Raw genomic sequence first — 15331 nt, forward strand, 5'->3', positions numbered from 1 at the left:
GGTGGGGGCCGGTGGGTGGGCCGGAGCGGCGGGAGAAGGCGCGGAAGAGCAGGACGGCGGCGACGACGATCACCACCCAGATCAGGAAGTGGGCCAGCAGCATCCACGGCCACAGCCACCCGCCGCCGTTCCCGTACCAGAACATCATCACGGTTCACTTCCCCACGTCAGCGGCTGCTCGAAGCGGGCGCCCGCAGGTGTCCTCCCCTCCATGGTCCCTCCCGGGGGCGGGGGCGGAAAGCGGCGGCGGACGGGCCGGTTCCGGGTCACCGCCGGGGCTTCGCCGTCCGCCGCCCCACCCGGTCGTCGTGGTCCGCGTCCCCCTCCGGATCGTCCCCTCCGGTGGCCGCGCCCGTCCGCTGCCGCGGTCCGGCCCCGTCCTCCTCGCCGTCCGCCGCCGACCGGGGATCGTCGTGCGGCACCGTCTTCTGTGTGACGCCCCGCCCGCTCTCCACCCGCTGGTCGATCGCGCCGCCGCCCCCGTCGTGGTCGCTGCCCGCGGTGCCCTTGCTCAGGGGGGCGAGGACGTTGAGGGTGCGGTCGACCTCCAGCCAGGAGTCGGCGTGGGAGTTGTCGATCGTGAGGAGGGCGAGGCCACGGTGGGTCTCCACGCCACCGGCGGGGGCGTCGGCGGCTGCCGGGGCGGTCGCCCACGGCGCCCCGCAGCAGGCGCCGACCGCGACGGCCACGACCGCCGCCGTCCTCGCCCCCGCCCTCCGGAACGGCCCTGCCCCCGGCGGCTTCCGCCGCGTGCGGGGCGTCGCTCTCGCCCCTCCACGGGGCGTTGCTCTCGTCACGTCCGTGCTCCGTCCGTCCACTGCCGTCCCCTTCCTCCGTCGGCCACCCGCGGGCCCGGGCCCGCCGCCCCGGGGCCGTCAAACACGTACGGCCGTCCGTCGCGGAGCGTGATGGCGGCTGATGTTCTTCTCCAGCAATTCCGTGGAACCCCGTACGCCGATCGCGCCGGAACCGGCGAATTCCGGCAGCCGCCCGTCGGCATTCTGGATGGATTCGAGGGCGGCATCGATGGCGGTGTGCGCGGCGAAAAGGCAGGGCGTGCTGTAGATGGCGACCTGGCAGTCGAGATCGGCGAGTTCGGAGAGGGAGAGGCGCGGGGATTTTCCCCCGGCGATCTGATTGAAGAGCAGCGGTTTGTCGCCGATGACCCGCCGGATACGGCGGAGCCAGTCGACGCTGCGGACGCCGTCGACGAGGACCACGTCCGCGTCGGTCTCGGCGAGCGCCGCGGCACGGCGCAGGATGTCGGACTCCTCCGTCGCGTCGGTGCGGGCGACAACCAGCATGTCCTGCCTGCTCTCCAGCACCAGGTTCAGCTTCTCCAGATACGTGTCGAGCGGGAGGACCAGCTTGCCGTCGGCGTGCCCGCAGCGGCGCGGGCGCATCTGGTCCTCCAGGATGACGCCGGAGGCGCCGCCGCGTTCCAGGCGCTGCACCACATGGCAGGCGACCTCGGGGTCCACGTATCCGTCGTCGATGTCGACCAGCAGATGGTGGGCCGGAAAGGCCAGCCGCAGCCTTTCGACGAAGGCGACCATGTCGGGCCAGGCGATGAACCCGATGTCGGGCAGCCCGTAATGCGAGGCGGCGAATCCGAATCCGGAGACGAAGAAACCGTTGTACCGGGTCGCCGCGATGGACGCCGAGTACATGTCGTAGACGCCGATGAGCGGGGTCGTTCCGGGGGATCGGATTTCCTCGCGCAGCGCGCTTCCGTACGTCATGCGGTCCTCATTTCGGGGGGACGGGAATATCACCCCTCCCCGGCGCCCGGTGTTCCGCGGGCATGCCGAAGGGAGGCGTCATATCGAAAGGAAGGGGAGCCCTCGCTCCGTGCGGGGCCGTACAGAACTTTGCAAACTTTGCCCGTTGATTGCCTTGCGACACGCACATCGCCCCGCCGTTCCGCCCTCCTGGACGAAGCGTTTTCTCCCAGGTCAACACGGGCACACACCGTCACCCCCGCCGACCTCCGGCGCCATGTCCGGCGCTCCGCCGAAACCGGGGAGCGGTGGGAATCCTTGTTCTCCCTTTACCTCTCCATTACCGACGGCCGCCGTCGCGCCCACCCACAAGCGGGACGGCCCATCTCACCGGGTGGACGGGGCGTCGGGCCCGCATCGGGGACGGATTAGGCTGCCCGCGTGGCTGATATCCAGATTCCCGCTGACATCAAGCCCGCCGACGGACGCTTCGGCGCGGGCCCCTCCAAGGTGCGGACGGAGGCGCTGACCGCGCTGGCCGCCACCGGTTCCTCCCTGCTCGGTACCTCCCACCGCCAGGCGCCGGTCAAGAACCTGGTCGGTTCGGTGCGCGACGGCGTACGCGACCTCTTCCAGCTCCCCGAGGGCTACGAGGTCGTCCTCGGCAACGGCGGCTCCACCGCCTTCTGGGACATCGCGACCCACGGCCTGATCGAGAACAAGTCGCAGCACCTCACCTTCGGCGAGTTCTCCTCGAAGTTCGCCAAGGCGGCCAAGTTGGCGCCGTGGCTCGCGGAGCCCACCGTCGTCGCCTCCGACCCCGGCACCCACCCCGAGCCGCGGGCCGAGGCCGGTACCGACGTCTACGCGCTGACCCACAACGAGACCTCCACCGGTGTCGCCGCCCCGATCAAGCGGGTCGCGGGCGCCGACGAGGGCGCGCTGGTGCTGGTCGACGCCACCTCCGGCGCGGGCGGTCTGCCCGTCGACATCGCCGAGAGCGACGTCTACTACTTCGCCCCGCAGAAGTCGTTCGCCTCCGACGGCGGTCTGTGGATCGCGGCCTTCTCCCCCGCCGCGCTGGAGCGCGCCCGCGCCGTGCACGCCTCGGGCCGCCACATCCCGGAGTTCTTCTCGCTGCCCACGGCGATCGACAACTCCCTGAAGAACCAGACGTACAACACCCCGGCGCTGGCCACCCTCTTCCTCCTCAACGAGCAGCTGGAGTGGATCAACGGCCAGGGCGGTCTGGAGTGGTCCACGGGCCGCACCGCCGCCTCCTCCGCGGCGCTCTACGGCTGGGCCGAGAAGTCGTCGTACGCCACCCCGTTCGTCACCGACCCGGCGAAGCGTTCGCAGGTCATCGGCACCATCGACTTCGACGAGTCGATCGACGCCGCCGCGGTCGCCAAGGCGCTGCGCGCCAACGGCATCGTCGACACCGAGCCGTACCGCAAGCTCGGCCGCAACCAGCTGCGTATCGCGATGTTCCCGGCCGTCGACCCGGCGGACGTCGAGGCGCTGACGGTCTGCATCGACCACGTCATCGGCAAGCTCTGACCCTCCCGGGGCGCGGCCGGACGGCGGCGCCCCGGAGCGGCCGGACCCCGCGGCCCCCGGATCCCACCCGGATCCGGGGGCCGCGCCGTGTCCGTACCGCCGTCCGCCCGAACGGCCCCGTCCCCACGGGCCGAACGCCGCCGCCTGTGCCTCCATGGGAGGTATGAGCACTCCACCCACCGACCCCGACCTCGCCTCCTTCGTCCGCCAGGGCGCGGTGCTGCTCACCACCTTCAAACGGGACGGCACCGGCGTCGGCACCCCGGTGAACCTCTCCGTCGACGGGGACCACGCCTACTTCCGTACGTACGGCAAGGCGGCGAAGGTCAAGCGGATGCGGAACTTCCCCGAGGTGGAGATCTGCTGCTCCACCTGGCGCGGCCGCCCCACCGGCCCCACCTATCGGGCGCGGGTGCGCCCGCTCGACCCGGCGACCCGCGAGTACCGCCGCGCCGGACGCAGCCTGACCCGCAAGTACCCGCTGCTGCACGGCCTGTTCGTCCCCCTCGCCCACCGCATCGTCCGCGACGCCACGCTCCACTACGAACTCCGGCTGACCGGCCTGAAGGAGCCCGAGGTCAAGGACTCGGACGTCGCGGCGGAGCGGCGCTGGGACAACGAGGGCGGGGCGCTGTAGCGGAAGGCCCGTCCGCGTAAGGAATCGCGTACGGAACCGCGTACGGAATCGCGTACGGAATCTCCTACGGAACCGCGGACGGCTCCGCACGCACCGGATGCCGGTACCGACGGGGGGCGGTACCGGCATCCGGCGGAGAGGGCCCCGGTCACCACCCGCCGCCGGAACCGGGAAGGGGAAGTCCGGTGCCGGGGCGGGTGGCCCGGGGCCGTAGATCGGCTCAAGGGGGCAGGCACTCCCTTGAGCCGAGTCCGTGGGCCGGGCCCGAAGGCCCGGGGGCGGGGCCCGGCCGGGGCCCCGCGGGGGTCAGCTGCCGCTGCCCGATTCGAGGGCGGAGACCAGGAACTCGTTGCCGCAGACCCGCAGACCGTCGGCGGCGCGGGCGGTCATCTTGACCTTCGAGCCGGGCGCGTACACCTGGACCAGCGAGGCGTCCTTCCAGCAACCGCCGTCCTTGAGGCCCTCGTTGATGGTGTGCAGCACGGTGTGCGCGGAGCCGCCCGGGGCGAGGGTCACGGAGCTGCCCGCGCCGCCCTCGCGGTCGGCGGGGTGGCCGATGGACGCGCCGTCCTTGGCGAGCAGTGCGATGCCCGGGTAGCCGCGCAGGGTGCAGCTCTTCTTACCGGTGTTGGTGAACGACAGCGGGTAGCGGATGTTCCCGGCGCCCGCGTCGCTCTGCCCCAGCTCCAGCCGCAGGACATCGGCCTCACAGCGGTCGCTCGCGTTGTCCTGCGAGGCGGCCGCCGCCGCGGTCCCCCGGGCCTTCGCCGCACCGGAACCGCCGGTCGAGCCGCCGGAGGAACCGCCGGTCGTACCCGAGCCGCCGGTCGAGCCGCCGGTGGTGGCCGAGGCGCCGGACTTCGCGTCGTCGGCGCCCTGACCGTCCGCGGCGGACGCCTGGCCGCCCGAGGAGTCGGACGCCTGGGAGGAGGAGGACTTACCGGCCGCGTCGGCGCCGCCGTCCGAGTTGTCGCACGCGGTCAGGCCGAAGGCGGCGACCGCGGCGAGCGCGAGAGCGGCGGTGGTACGGACCGGACGGAGAAGAGTGCGGTGCGACATCGTGGTGGGTCCTTTGCTACCTGGGGGGGGAGCGGCCTGCCCGGAGCACCGGGCCGTGGGGTTCGACTCCTCCAAGGTGCTCCTCCGCGCTGGCGTCCCGCTAACGCGCCACTAACACCCCGCACCGGCCCCGCCGATGAGGTTCCGTACCCCCGGACCTGCCCTTTCGCCCCCACCGTCCGCCTTCACCCCCTCCGTCCCACCCGCCCCTCAACCACCGCACCCGGACGGCGGATCGGGCTCCGTGGACACCCGCGCCCGCCCCGGAAAACCCCGGACAGACGATCGACGCGTCCGTACGATCGCCCGCATGGCACTGCGACCGGTGAACGTGAATCTCAAGGCACGCGACAACGAGGCGCTCGGCCGGTTCTGGGCGGACGCCCTCGGCTGGGGCCTCGAAAGCGAAGGCCCCGGGGTGTCCAACGTGTACCCCGAGGAGTTCACCTGGCCTTCCCCCGAGGCGCTCTGCATCGACGTCGTCAAGGTCCCGGACCCCGAGACGGTCCGGTACCGCGTCCACATCGAGCTGGCCACCACCTCGGCCGACCACCGGGCGGAGCTGATCGCCCACCTGAAGGAACTCGGCGCCACCCCCGCGGGCACCGACCGGGACGGCGCCCCCTGGACGGCCCTCGCCGACCCCGAGGGCAACGTCTTCCGCGTCCTGGAGCCCCACGACCGCTACCGCGGCACCGGCCCGGTCGCCGCCCTGGTCGTCGACTGCGCGGACCCGCGCGCCATGGCCCGCTTCTGGGACGAGGCTTTGGACTGGACCCTCCACGAGGTGACCGACGACCGCGCCCGCCTGCGCTCCGCCCACGGCGTCGGCCCCTACCTGGAGTTCGCCCGCACCCCCGAGGACGGCTCCGCCCCGAGCCGCGCCCACCTCGACGTCTTGCCCTACCGCGGCGACCACGAGGAGACGGAGGCGACCCGTCTGCGGACCCTCGGCGCCACCATCGCCGACATCGGCCAGGGCGACACCCCTTGGAAGGTCCTCGCCGACATCGAGGGCAACCAGTTCTGCATCCTGGGGGCGCCGCGCTGAGGGGTCTTCAGGAACGGGGGCCCGGCAGCCACCTCGCCGTCCCCGGGGCTCCCGTCACCCCTTCCGCCGGAAGACCCGCCGCAGCCCCGTCACCACGACCGTCGCCAGGACGAACACCAGGCCCACCTTGATCAGGCCGGGGCTGAGCGTCGACCCGTCGTCGGTGCTGCCGGAGCCATCCTTGCCGCTGCCGTCCGCCTCCTGGCCCGCCGCCGACTCCGGGAGCTGCTTCCCGCTCAGGCCGACCGGTTCGACGGGGCTGTTCTCGCCCTCCGAGCCGAACATCAGGGTGCGGCCGTCGGGGGTGAAGCAGACCGATTCGCCCTGCTGCTGGACGGGGACGCCGACGCTGCCGAGATCCTTGGGGCGGTTGTCCTGCCAGGCGTACATCCGGGCGCCGAAGTAGCTGCGGAGGATCAGCCGGGTGCCGTCGGGCGAGAACGAACCGTCGGTGACCCACAGGTCGATCGGGGCGACCTTGCGGAAGATGTTCGTACCGGACGTCGTCAGGTGCTCGGGGGCGGCATAGAGCGCACCGCCGCCGCCCTGTTTCTTGCTGGCGATGTAGACCCGGCCGGTCTTCGGATGGACCATCAGCGCCTCGGCGTCGCGCGGCCCGTCGTCGTACCGCACATCGAACTGTGTGGCGGTGACGGTCTGGTCGCGCAGCTGCTTCGGCTCCGGGAAGCGGTAGATCCAGACGTGGTCCCACGTGCCGCCGAGGTTGTCGCCGATGTCGCCGAGGTAGATGTTGCCGTCCGGGCCCAGCGATATCGCCTCGACGTCGCGGGGGTCGCCGATGCCGCGCAGGGTGACGGTGGCGACGGTGCGGCCGGTGCGGGAGTCGACGGCGTAGACGTACGGGCCGTCGTCGCTGTCGTTGTGGGTCCAGTAGACGCCGGGGTGCGTGCGGCTGGCGATCAGGCCGCTGGACTCGGTGATCCGGTGGTCGCTGATCCGGAAGCCGTCCGGCTCGGCGGCGGCCGCGGGTGCGACGGCCGTACTCATCAAAAGCCCCGCGGCACCGGCCGCGCACAGAAGCGAACGCATGGGCTCAGGGTGCCATCCCGCGGTCGGGCGGGGGACGGGAGCGCGGGGGCGGGCGCGGGTACCGGGTGCGGGGCGGCGCCCCGGGTCCCGCCGCCCGCGCCCCGCGGGACCGTCCCGCCGCGCCCGCGCGCCCCGCCCGCCGCCGCGTGGCCGGGGTCACGTACCGCCCGGTAACGGTCGTCGGACATCATGTGCGGATGAGGATCATGCCCGTCGGTGACTCGATGACCATCGGCAGCTGCGGTGACTTCACCTGGCGTTACCGCCTGTGGCAGCACCTGCGCGCCACCCACGACGGGCCGTTCCGGCTGGTCGGTCCGCGCGCGGCGCTGCACGACACCGCCGCCGACGCCGCCACCTCACAGCGCTACGGCGACCCGGCCTTCCCGCCGGACGCCCGCCGCCACCTCGCCGGATGGGGCGAGGGCTGGCTGCACATGGCACCGCTGATCGGCGACGCGGTCCGCGCCCACCGCGCCGACACCCTGCTGGTCTCCCTCGGCCTGATAGACCTCGGCTTCTACACCGACGCGGCCCAGACCGCCGCGAACGTCCGGGAGTTCCTGACCGCCGCCCGCCGCGCCGCCCCGCGCGTCCGGGCCGTGCTGCTGCCCGTCCTCGCCAACTCCCGGGCCGCCGACGACCCGGAGTTCGCCGCCGAGTGCGCCCGCTTCAACGCCCTCCTCGCCGAGACCGCCGCCACGCTCACCACCCCCGCCTCCCCCTTCCTCCTCGCCCCGGCTCCCGCCCCCTGGGACCTCGCCCACCACACCTACGACGGCACCCACCCCTCCCCCGCCGGTGAGCACGCCCTCGCCGCGGCGTTCGCGGGGACGCTGCACTCGGCGTGGGGCGTCGGCGGTCCGTACGCGCAGGCACCGGCCCCGGAGTACGCGGCGGGCTGAGCCGCCACGGCCGCGCCCCTCCTTGCTTCGAGCCCGCTCGAAGGCGTTGGCTGCCTCCATGGAGTACACGCAGCTCGGACGCACCGGACTCAAGGTCAGCCGTCTCGTCCTCGGCACGATGAACTTCGGCCCGCAGACCGACGAGGCCGCAAGCCACGCCCTGATGGACGCCGCCCTCGACGCCGGGGTCAACTTCTTCGACACCGCCAACGTCTACGGCTGGGGCGAGAACAAGGGCCGTACGGAGGAGATCATCGGCTCGTGGTTCGCCAAGGGCGGCGGGCGCCGGGACAAGGTGGTGCTGGCCACCAAGGTCTACGCGAACATGGCCCCCGACGGCGCGCCCGCCTGGCCCAACCACGACAAGCTCTCCGCGGTGAACATCCGCCGCGCGGTCGACGCCTCGCTGCGCCGCCTGGGCACCGACCACATCGATCTGTACCAGTTCCACCACGTCGACCGGTCGACGCCGTGGGACGAGATCTGGCAGGCGATCGACGTCCTCGTCCAGCAGGGCAAGATCCTCTACGCCGGGTCCTCCAACCACGCCGGCTGGCACCTCGCCCAGGCCAACGAGGCGGCCCGGCGCCGCGGCTCGCTGGGGCTGGTCAGCGAGCAGTGCCTCTACAACCTCGCGGAGCGGCGCGCCGAGATGGAGGTGATCCCGGCGGCGGAGAGCTACGGCCTCGGCGTCATCGCCTGGTCGCCGCTGCACGGCGGGCTGCTCGGCGGCGCGCTGCGCAAGGAGCGGGAGGGCGGCGCGGCCCGCACCACCTCCGGACGGGCCGCCGACGCCCTCGCCGACCCGGTGGTACGCGCCCAGCTTCAGCGGTACGAGGACCTGCTCGCCGAGCACGGTCTGGAGCCCGGCGAGGTGGCGCTGGCCTGGCTGCTGACCCGCCCGGGGCTCACCGGCCCGATCGTCGGCCCGCGCACCCCGGAGCACCTCGCCTCGGCGCTCCGCGCCGTCGCCCTGGAGCTGCCGGAGGGGCTGCTGACCGCCCTGGACGAGATCTTCCCGGGTCCGGGCGCCTCGCCGGAGGCGTTCGCCTGGTGAGTGCGGTGCGCCGCCGCGGCGGTCCGGCCCTCCGGGGGCGGGCCGCCGTCGCCGTTCCTGGGCGCGGCTCAGCGCAGGGCGGCCGCCACGATGACGACGACGAGCAGCAGCGCGAGCAGACCGGACATGATCCGGTTCCGGGTTTTGGGATCCACCCTGTGAGCGTACCGGGCGCGATCCGAACGTTTCAGCGACCGGGGTGGCCGAGCGGCCACGCCGCCACCGTCTCGTAGTGCGGCCGGGCGCCCGCGACGCCCGGGGCGGGCGGATGGCTGCGGACGAGGGCGAGCGAGGCGGCGGTCCAGGGGCTGCCGTCGAAGGGTTCCAGCGCGGCGGCGAACGGGGCGAGGCCGACCCGCGGGTCGCGGTTGCGGGCGAGGGTGAGGTGCGGGGTGAAGCCGCGGCGCCCGTCGGCGTCGGGCCCGGTGAGCCCCGCGCGGCGCCCGGCCGCCGCGGCGGTGGCGGCCAGCTTCCCCATCGCCGCCAGCTCCCCGTCCGCGCCCGCCCACAGCACCCGGTCGGCGAACCGTCCGCCACCGGCGATCCGCAGCCCGTACGGGGCGTGCCGCCGGGCGCCGCGGGCCAGGCGTTCGCGCAGCTCGGGCAGGGTGTCGTCGGGGACCTCGCCGTAGAAGGCGAGGGTGAAGTGCCAGCCGTCGGGCCCGGCCCAGCGCAGCCGTCCGGCGTCCGGCAGCGTGCGGAGCGCCTCGACCTGCCGGGCCAGTTCGGCGACGGCGGCGGCGGGCGGCAACGCCGCGGCGAAGAGTCTCACCCGGCCAGTGTCGCGCGGGCCCGCGGGTCGCGGATACGGCTCGGCCCCCGCCTCGGGAGGCGGGGGCCGGGGAACGGGCGGCCGGGTCAGGCGACCGGCAGCGGCTTGTCCGGGGAGGCGGCCGGTTCCGCGCCGTCCTCCGGGAGGGCGACGCGGGGCACGAAGGCGACGTGCCGGTGGCCGCGGCGGAGATCTATCTTCAGCCGCAGTCCGCCCGTACGGGCCAGGATCAGCCCGATGAGGACGGCGGCGAGCAGCGAGACCAGACCGCCGGAGAGGAAGCCGATCCGGGGGCCGAAGGTGTCGGTGATCCAGCCGACGAGCGGGGCACCGAGCGGCGTACCGCCGACGAAGACCATCATGAACAGCGCCATCACCCGGCCACGCATCAGCGGGTCGGTGGCCAGCTGGACGCTGGAGTTGGCGGTGACGTTGATCGTCAGGCCGACCACGCCGATCGGCGCGAGCAGCACGGCGAAGATCCAGAACGACGGGGCGAGCGCGGCGGCCATCTCCAGCGCGCCGAAGAGGACCGCGGCGCCGACCAGCAGCCGCAGCCGGGACGACGAGCGCCGCGCGGCGAGCAGCGCACCGGCCAGCGAACCGGCCGCCATCAGCGAGTTGAACAGCGCGTAGGTGCCCGGACCCTGGTGGTAGACGTGGTAGGTGAAGGCGGTCAGCCAGATCGGGAAGTTGAAGCCGAAGGTGCCGATGAAGCCGACGAGGACGATCGTCCAGATCAGCTCGGGCCGCCCGGAGACATAGCGCAGCCCCTCCCGCAGCTGGCCCTTGCTGCGCGGCACCCGCTCGACCTTGTGCAGCTCGGAGGTGCGCATCAGCAGCAGCCCGATGATCGGCGCGGCGAACGACAGACCGTTGAGCAAGAACGCCCACCCGCTGCCGAACGCGCTGATCAGCGCACCGGCGACGGCCGGTCCGACGAGGCGGGCGGACTGGAAGTTGGCGGAGTTGAGGCTGACGGCGTTCCGCAGGTCCTCCTTGCCGACCATCTCGACGACGAACGCCTGCCGCGAGGGGTTGTCGACGACGGTGACGAGCCCGAGGAGGAACGCGGTCAGATAGACGTGCCAGACCTGGACGGTGCCGGTGAGGGTCAGTGCGGCCAGCGCGAGACCCGTACCGCCCATCGCGGTCTGGGTGACCAGCAGCAGCTTCCGCTTGGAGAAACGGTCGGTGAGCACACCGCCGTACAGACCGAACAGGAGCATCGGCAGGAACTGCAGGGCGGTGGTGATGCCGACCGCCGCGGAGGAGCCGGTGAGGCTGAGCACCAGCCAGTCCTGGGCGATGCGCTGCATCCAGGTGCCGGTGTTGGAGACCACCTGGCCGGTGGCGAAGAGGCGGTAGTTGCGTACGCGCAGCGAGCTGAACATGCCCGTGCGCGGGGCGGCGGGTGCACTCGGGGGCGCCCCGCGCCCGGTGGCCTCGGGCGTGGTGCCGGGGGCCGTCTCGTGCGGGGTGTGCGGTGCGGGGACGGAGTCTGGTCCGGATCCCGTACTCAACGTCGGTTCGCCTCCTCGGCTCGGTGTCGCTACAGCTGGGCGAGCTTCTCCAGGACCGGCGCGGCGGCGCGCAGCTTCGCCCACTCGTCGTCGTCCAGCCCGGTGGCCAGCTCGGCGAGCCAGGCATCGCGTTTGTGGCGGCTCTCGGCGAGCATCGCCTCGGCCTGCTCGGTCTGGGTGACGACCTTCTGCCGCCGGTCGTCGGGGTGCGGCTCCAGCCGGACGAGCCCCTTCGCCTCCAGCATGGCCACGATGCGCGTCATCGACGGCGGCTGCACATGCTCCTTGCGGGCCAGCTCCCCGGGGGTCGCGTGGCCGCAGCGGGCGAGGGTGCCGAGCACCGACATCTCGGTAGGGCTCAGCGACTCGTCGACCCTCTGGTGCTTGAGGCGGCGGGAGAGGCGCATCACGGCGCCCCGCAGGGCGCTCACGGCGGCAGCGTCGTCGCCGCGGGACAGGTCCGGCATGTTTGTTAGCGTAACTCATTACCCTTTCTAAGGAAAGCCGCGCGAGACGGACGTATCCATATCACCCATACGAGTGAGTACCCGCGGGAAAACGACGCACCTGACGGGTGTCTGCGGGGACGGTGTCCTCATGGGATCGCGAGTGCTCAGCCTGCGGCTGGACGACGAACTGCTGGAGCGCATCCGGCAGCACGCGGCGAAACGCGGCATGAGCGTCCAGGACTACGTCGTCCGGACGCTCGTCCGTGAGGATTTCGACGAACGCTTCCAGTCCTCGGTCGATGCGACGGAACGTCTCGGCGGCTGGGGCGCCACGGCGGCGGAGGCGGCCGACGGATCCCCCGCGGCGCGCGGCTGACCCCGCCCGGCGGGCCGCCCCGGCGCCCTCGGCGCACCCCCGCCCCGCTCCCCCGGAAGCCGTTTGCCCCCGCGGCGGCGGACCGCTAGCTTCGGCCGGTCGCGCGCGGGGTGCGGCCGGAAGGCGAGGAGCGCGGGCGTGACGGTGTCCAGGGAGCCGCTCGGGCGGCGGTTCAACCGGCTGTGGGCGGCGTACACCGTCAGCGCCTTCGGCACCCGGCTCGCGTTCAACGCGCTGCCGCTGACCGCCCTTCTGCTGCTGCACGCCGGGCCCTCGCAGGTGGCGGCGTTGTCGGCGGCGGGCGCCGCGGTCGGGGCGCTCGCCGCGGTACCGCTCGGGCCCTGGGTGGAGCGGCGCCGCAAACGGCCGGTGATGATCGCGACGGACCTGGTGCGGTGCGCGGCGATGCTGAGCGTCCCCGCCGCCTACGCGCTGGGCCTCCTCGGCTTCGGCCAGCTCCTGGTGGTCTCCGTCGCGGTCGGCGCCGCCGACATCGCCTTCGCGGCGGCGAGCGGCGCGTTCCTGAAGTCGCTGCTGCCGCCCGAGCACCTGCTGCGCGCCAACGGGCGGCTGGAGGCCACCACCTGGACCACCACCATGCTCGGCCCGCCGCTCGGCGGCGCCGCGGTCGGGGTGCTGGGCCCGATGCTGACGGTGACGGTGGACGCGGTCAGCTATCTGCTGTCGGCGCTGGGCTTGCGGGCGGTCGGGAACGGCGAGGTCCGGCCGGGCGACGTCCCGGGACCGCGTACGGAGGGGACATCCGGCGGGGACGCGGGGCGGCGGCAGGCGGACGAGGCGGCGGAGAGGGCGGCGGGCGGCCCGGCACCGGACGCCGCCGTCGGGGCCCCGGCCCGCGCCCGGGCCCGCGTCGCCGATCTGCTCACCGGCTGGCGGTTCCTGCTGGCCGATCCGGCGCTGCGGCCGCTCTTCCTCAACTCCATGCTGGTCAACGGACTGATCATGACGACCGAGCCGCTGCTGACCGTGCTCCTCGTCGACCGGCTGGGCTTCGCGCCCTGGGCGTACGGGCTGGCCTTCGCGCTGCCCTGTGCGGGCGGGCTGCTCGGCTCCCGGCTGGCCCGGCCGCTGGTGGCGCGGTACGGGCGCCGGAAGGTGCTGCTCACCACGGGGGTGCTGCGGGTGTGCTGGCTGCCGTGGCTGGCGCTGACCGGGCCCGGGGTGGGCGGCTTCGCGCTGGTCGTCGCCGTCGAGCTGGCGATGATCTGCTGCATCGGGGTCTACACCCCGGTGCTCGTCACCTACCGGCTCGAACGGATTCCGGCGGACCGGGTGGCGCGGGTGCTGGCCGCGTGGTCGGTGACGTCCCGGGCGTCCATCGCGGCGCTGACCGCGCTGGGCGGTCTGCTCGCCGCCGTCGCCGGGCCGCGGGCCGCGCTGCTCGCCGCCGGGCTGCTGATCCTCACCACCCCGCTGCTGCTGATCGGCGCCGCCCGCACGGTGCGCGACCCGGCCCCGGAAACGCCGGAGGTGCCGGCCCGCTGACGCGGCGGCCGGCACCTCCCCGGGGGCGCGGGGCGTTACTTCCCGAGCAGCTGCTCGATCGGGTTGAGCAGGAAGTACACCAGGAAGCAGAGGCCCACGGCGTTGAGCAGCCAGGGGATCTCCCGGAAGCGGCCGGTGGCGGTACGCAGCAGGATGAAGGCGAGCACGCCGATGCCGATGCCGTTGGTGATGCTGTAGGTGAACGGCATCGAGATCATGGTGAGGAACGCCGGGATGGCGACGGTGAAGTCGCCCCAGTCGATGTCCCGGACGTTGGACGCCATGATCAGGAAGCCGACGACGATCAGCGCGGGCGTCGCCGCCTGGGCGGGCACCACGGTCGCCAGCGGGGTGAAGACCAGTGCGAGCAGGAAGAGCCCGCCGGTGACGATGTTCGCCAGGCCCGTGCGGGCGCCCTCGCCGACACCGGCGGTGGACTCGACGAAGCAGGTGTTGGCGGAGGCGGAGCCGAGACCGCCCGCCGCGACGGCGATGCCGTCGACCATCAGGATGCGGCCCATGCCGGGCAGATTGCCCCTCTCGTCGGTCAGTCCCGCCTCCTCGCCGACGCCGATGATGGTGCCCATCGCGTCGAAGAAGCCGGAGAGCAGCACGGTGAAGACGAAGAGGCAGCCGGTCAGCAGGCCGACCTCCTTGAAGCCGCCGAAGAGGCTGATGTGGCCGATGAGCCCGAAGTCCGGCGCGCCGACGATCTTGTCGGGGACGTTCGGGACGGCGAGCCCCCAGGCGGCGTCCGGGATGGTGGCGACGGCGTTGATGACGATCGCGACGACGGCCATCACGACCATGCCGATCAGGATCGCGCCCTTGGTCTTACGGACCACCAGCATGAACATCAGCACCAGGCCCAGCACGAAGACCAGCACCGGCCAGCCCTTGAGCTGACCGCCCTGGCCCAGACCCATCGGCACGGTGGTGTGCGCGGCGTCCGGGTTGCGGCTGACGAAGCCCGCATCGACCAGGCCGATCAGCGAGATGAACATGCCGATGCCGATGGCGATGGCGCGCCGCAGCCCCGGCGGGATGGCGTCCATGACGCGCTGCCGCAGCCCGGAGGCGACGAGGATCATCAGCACCAGACCGGCGAGGACGACCATGCCCATCGCGTCCGGCCAGCTCATCTTGGGGGCGAGCTGGAGGGAGACGACGGCGTTGATGCCCAGACCCGCGGCGATGGCGATCGGGACGTTGCCGACGACGCCCATCAGGACGGTGCTGAGACCGGCCATCAGCGCGGTGGCGGTGACCAGCTGCCCGTTGTCGAGGTGGTGGCCGTATTTGTCCACGCCCGCGCCGAGGATGATCGGGTTCAACACGATGATGTAGGCCATCGCGAAGAAGGTCGCCAGGCCGCCGCGGAGTTCGCGGCCCACCGTCGAGCCCCGCTGGGAGATCTTGAAGAAGCGGTCGAGCCCGTTCTTGGGCGGGTGGCCTGGGCTCCGAAGAGCATTTTCGACCGGTGTGGTGGCCGAGGACGACATGGGCGGGACCTCAGTGGTACGGGCCTGGGGAAGGCGCGGGGCAGCGGCCCGGGTGATCCCGGGACGGGGGCACGGACAGTAACTTTCCCGATCAGTTTGGAGCAATCAACGATTCAAACCAGTCAGACCCGGAAGAGTTCAGTATGAATAAACAATTCGTTGA

General features: G+C 72.9%; 15 protein-coding genes. 7 read left to right on the forward strand and 8 right to left on the reverse strand.

The window, feature by feature from the left end:
- Positions 1 to 266 precede the first annotated feature (266 nt).
- Both IF23_RS35065 and IF23_RS0120570 read right to left on the reverse strand, forming a co-directional pair.
- A complete protein-coding gene (locus tag IF23_RS35065; protein WP_245655043.1) occupies positions 267 to 689 on the reverse strand; it encodes a hypothetical protein in 423 nt (140 codons plus the stop codon).
- Positions 690 to 875: 186 nt separating this feature from the next.
- Positions 876 to 1742, reverse strand: coding sequence for an isocitrate lyase/PEP mutase family protein (locus tag IF23_RS0120570; protein ID WP_030285740.1), 867 nt, complete (start codon positions 1740 to 1742; stop codon positions 876 to 878).
- 420 nt (positions 1743 to 2162) lie between these two features.
- On the opposite strand from IF23_RS0120570, the gene serC reads away from it, so the two are divergent.
- Positions 2163 to 3281, forward strand: a complete 1119-nt coding sequence (gene serC, locus IF23_RS0120575) for a phosphoserine transaminase (RefSeq protein WP_030285742.1) — start codon at positions 2163 to 2165, stop codon at positions 3279 to 3281.
- Between the two features lie 163 nt (positions 3282 to 3444).
- Positions 3445 to 3918, forward strand: a complete 474-nt coding sequence (locus tag IF23_RS0120580; protein ID WP_078654125.1) for a PPOX class F420-dependent oxidoreductase — start codon at positions 3445 to 3447, stop codon at positions 3916 to 3918.
- A gap of 306 nt (positions 3919 to 4224) precedes the next feature.
- On the opposite strand, the gene IF23_RS0120585 is transcribed toward IF23_RS0120580, so the two are convergent.
- Positions 4225 to 4977 (reverse strand): DUF4232 domain-containing protein, encoded by a 753-nt coding sequence (locus IF23_RS0120585; protein WP_030285746.1) that lies wholly within the window; start codon positions 4975 to 4977, stop codon positions 4225 to 4227.
- 310 nt (positions 4978 to 5287) lie between these two features.
- On the opposite strand from IF23_RS0120585, the gene IF23_RS0120590 reads away from it, so the two are divergent.
- Positions 5288 to 6028: a VOC family protein gene (locus tag IF23_RS0120590; protein ID WP_030285749.1), complete on the forward strand. Its 741-nt coding sequence runs from the start codon at positions 5288 to 5290 to the stop codon at positions 6026 to 6028.
- A gap of 54 nt (positions 6029 to 6082) precedes the next feature.
- Here the strand turns inward: IF23_RS0120590 and IF23_RS0120595 are convergent, their stop codons facing one another.
- The gene (locus IF23_RS0120595; RefSeq protein ID WP_030285751.1) at positions 6083 to 7078 is read right to left on the reverse strand and encodes a TolB-like translocation protein; all 996 of its coding nucleotides are present in this window, start codon (positions 7076 to 7078) and stop codon (positions 6083 to 6085) included.
- Between the two features lie 197 nt (positions 7079 to 7275).
- On the opposite strand from IF23_RS0120595, the gene IF23_RS0120600 reads away from it, so the two are divergent.
- On the forward strand, positions 7276 to 7983 hold the full coding sequence (locus IF23_RS0120600; protein WP_030285753.1) for a GDSL-type esterase/lipase family protein: 708 nt from the start codon (positions 7276 to 7278) through the stop codon (positions 7981 to 7983).
- 58 nt (positions 7984 to 8041) lie between these two features.
- Complete coding sequence (locus IF23_RS0120605) at positions 8042 to 9040, forward strand: aldo/keto reductase (protein WP_030285755.1); 999 nt, start codon at positions 8042 to 8044, stop codon at positions 9038 to 9040.
- Positions 9041 to 9227: 187 nt separating this feature from the next.
- On the opposite strand, the gene thpR is transcribed toward IF23_RS0120605, so the two are convergent.
- From thpR to IF23_RS0120625, 3 genes are all read right to left on the reverse strand, one after another.
- Entirely contained in the window at positions 9228 to 9812 is a 585-nt protein-coding gene (thpR, locus tag IF23_RS0120615) for an RNA 2',3'-cyclic phosphodiesterase (RefSeq protein WP_030285757.1), read from the reverse strand.
- Positions 9813 to 9898: 86 nt separating this feature from the next.
- Complete coding sequence (locus tag IF23_RS0120620) at positions 9899 to 11335, reverse strand: MFS transporter (RefSeq protein WP_037678900.1); 1437 nt, start codon at positions 11333 to 11335, stop codon at positions 9899 to 9901.
- Between the two features lie 29 nt (positions 11336 to 11364).
- Positions 11365 to 11802, reverse strand: a complete 438-nt coding sequence (locus tag IF23_RS0120625) for a MarR family winged helix-turn-helix transcriptional regulator (RefSeq protein ID WP_030285761.1) — start codon at positions 11800 to 11802, stop codon at positions 11365 to 11367.
- A gap of 130 nt (positions 11803 to 11932) precedes the next feature.
- Here IF23_RS0120625 and IF23_RS0120630 point away from each other — a divergent pair, with 130 nt between their 5' ends.
- The gene (locus IF23_RS0120630) at positions 11933 to 12160 is read left to right on the forward strand and encodes a ribbon-helix-helix protein, CopG family (protein WP_078654126.1); all 228 of its coding nucleotides are present in this window, start codon (positions 11933 to 11935) and stop codon (positions 12158 to 12160) included.
- Positions 12161 to 12298: 138 nt separating this feature from the next.
- On the forward strand, positions 12299 to 13666 hold the full coding sequence (locus tag IF23_RS0120635) for an MFS transporter (RefSeq protein ID WP_030285764.1): 1368 nt from the start codon (positions 12299 to 12301) through the stop codon (positions 13664 to 13666).
- Positions 13667 to 13701: 35 nt separating this feature from the next.
- Here the strand turns inward: IF23_RS0120635 and IF23_RS0120640 are convergent, their stop codons facing one another.
- On the reverse strand, positions 13702 to 15168 hold the full coding sequence (locus IF23_RS0120640) for an NCS2 family permease (RefSeq protein WP_030285766.1): 1467 nt from the start codon (positions 15166 to 15168) through the stop codon (positions 13702 to 13704).
- Positions 15169 to 15331 lie beyond the last annotated feature (163 nt).

This window comes from Streptomyces catenulae (assembly GCF_000718015.1).
GTDB classification, from domain to species: domain Bacteria; phylum Actinomycetota; class Actinomycetes; order Streptomycetales; family Streptomycetaceae; genus Streptomyces; species Streptomyces catenulae.

Coding starts and splice junctions, on each gene's coding strand:
- IF23_RS0120570 (WP_030285740.1), bottom strand. CDS start 1,742: ATGACGTACGGAAGCGCGCTGCGCGAGGAAATCCGATCCCCCGGAACG.
- IF23_RS0120580 (WP_078654125.1), top strand. CDS start 3,445: ATGAGCACTCCACCCACCGACCCCGACCTCGCCTCCTTCGTCCGCCAG.
- IF23_RS0120585 (WP_030285746.1), bottom strand. CDS start 4,977: ATGTCGCACCGCACTCTTCTCCGTCCGGTCCGTACCACCGCCGCTCTC.
- IF23_RS0120590 (WP_030285749.1), top strand. CDS start 5,288: ATGGCACTGCGACCGGTGAACGTGAATCTCAAGGCACGCGACAACGAG.
- IF23_RS0120595 (WP_030285751.1), bottom strand. CDS start 7,078: ATGCGTTCGCTTCTGTGCGCGGCCGGTGCCGCGGGGCTTTTGATGAGT.
- IF23_RS0120600 (WP_030285753.1), top strand. CDS start 7,276: ATGAGGATCATGCCCGTCGGTGACTCGATGACCATCGGCAGCTGCGGT.
- IF23_RS0120605 (WP_030285755.1), top strand. CDS start 8,042: ATGGAGTACACGCAGCTCGGACGCACCGGACTCAAGGTCAGCCGTCTC.
- IF23_RS0120625 (WP_030285761.1), bottom strand. CDS start 11,802: ATGCCGGACCTGTCCCGCGGCGACGACGCTGCCGCCGTGAGCGCCCTG.
- IF23_RS0120630 (WP_078654126.1), top strand. CDS start 11,933: ATGGGATCGCGAGTGCTCAGCCTGCGGCTGGACGACGAACTGCTGGAG.
- IF23_RS0120640 (WP_030285766.1), bottom strand. CDS start 15,168: ATGTCGTCCTCGGCCACCACACCGGTCGAAAATGCTCTTCGGAGCCCA.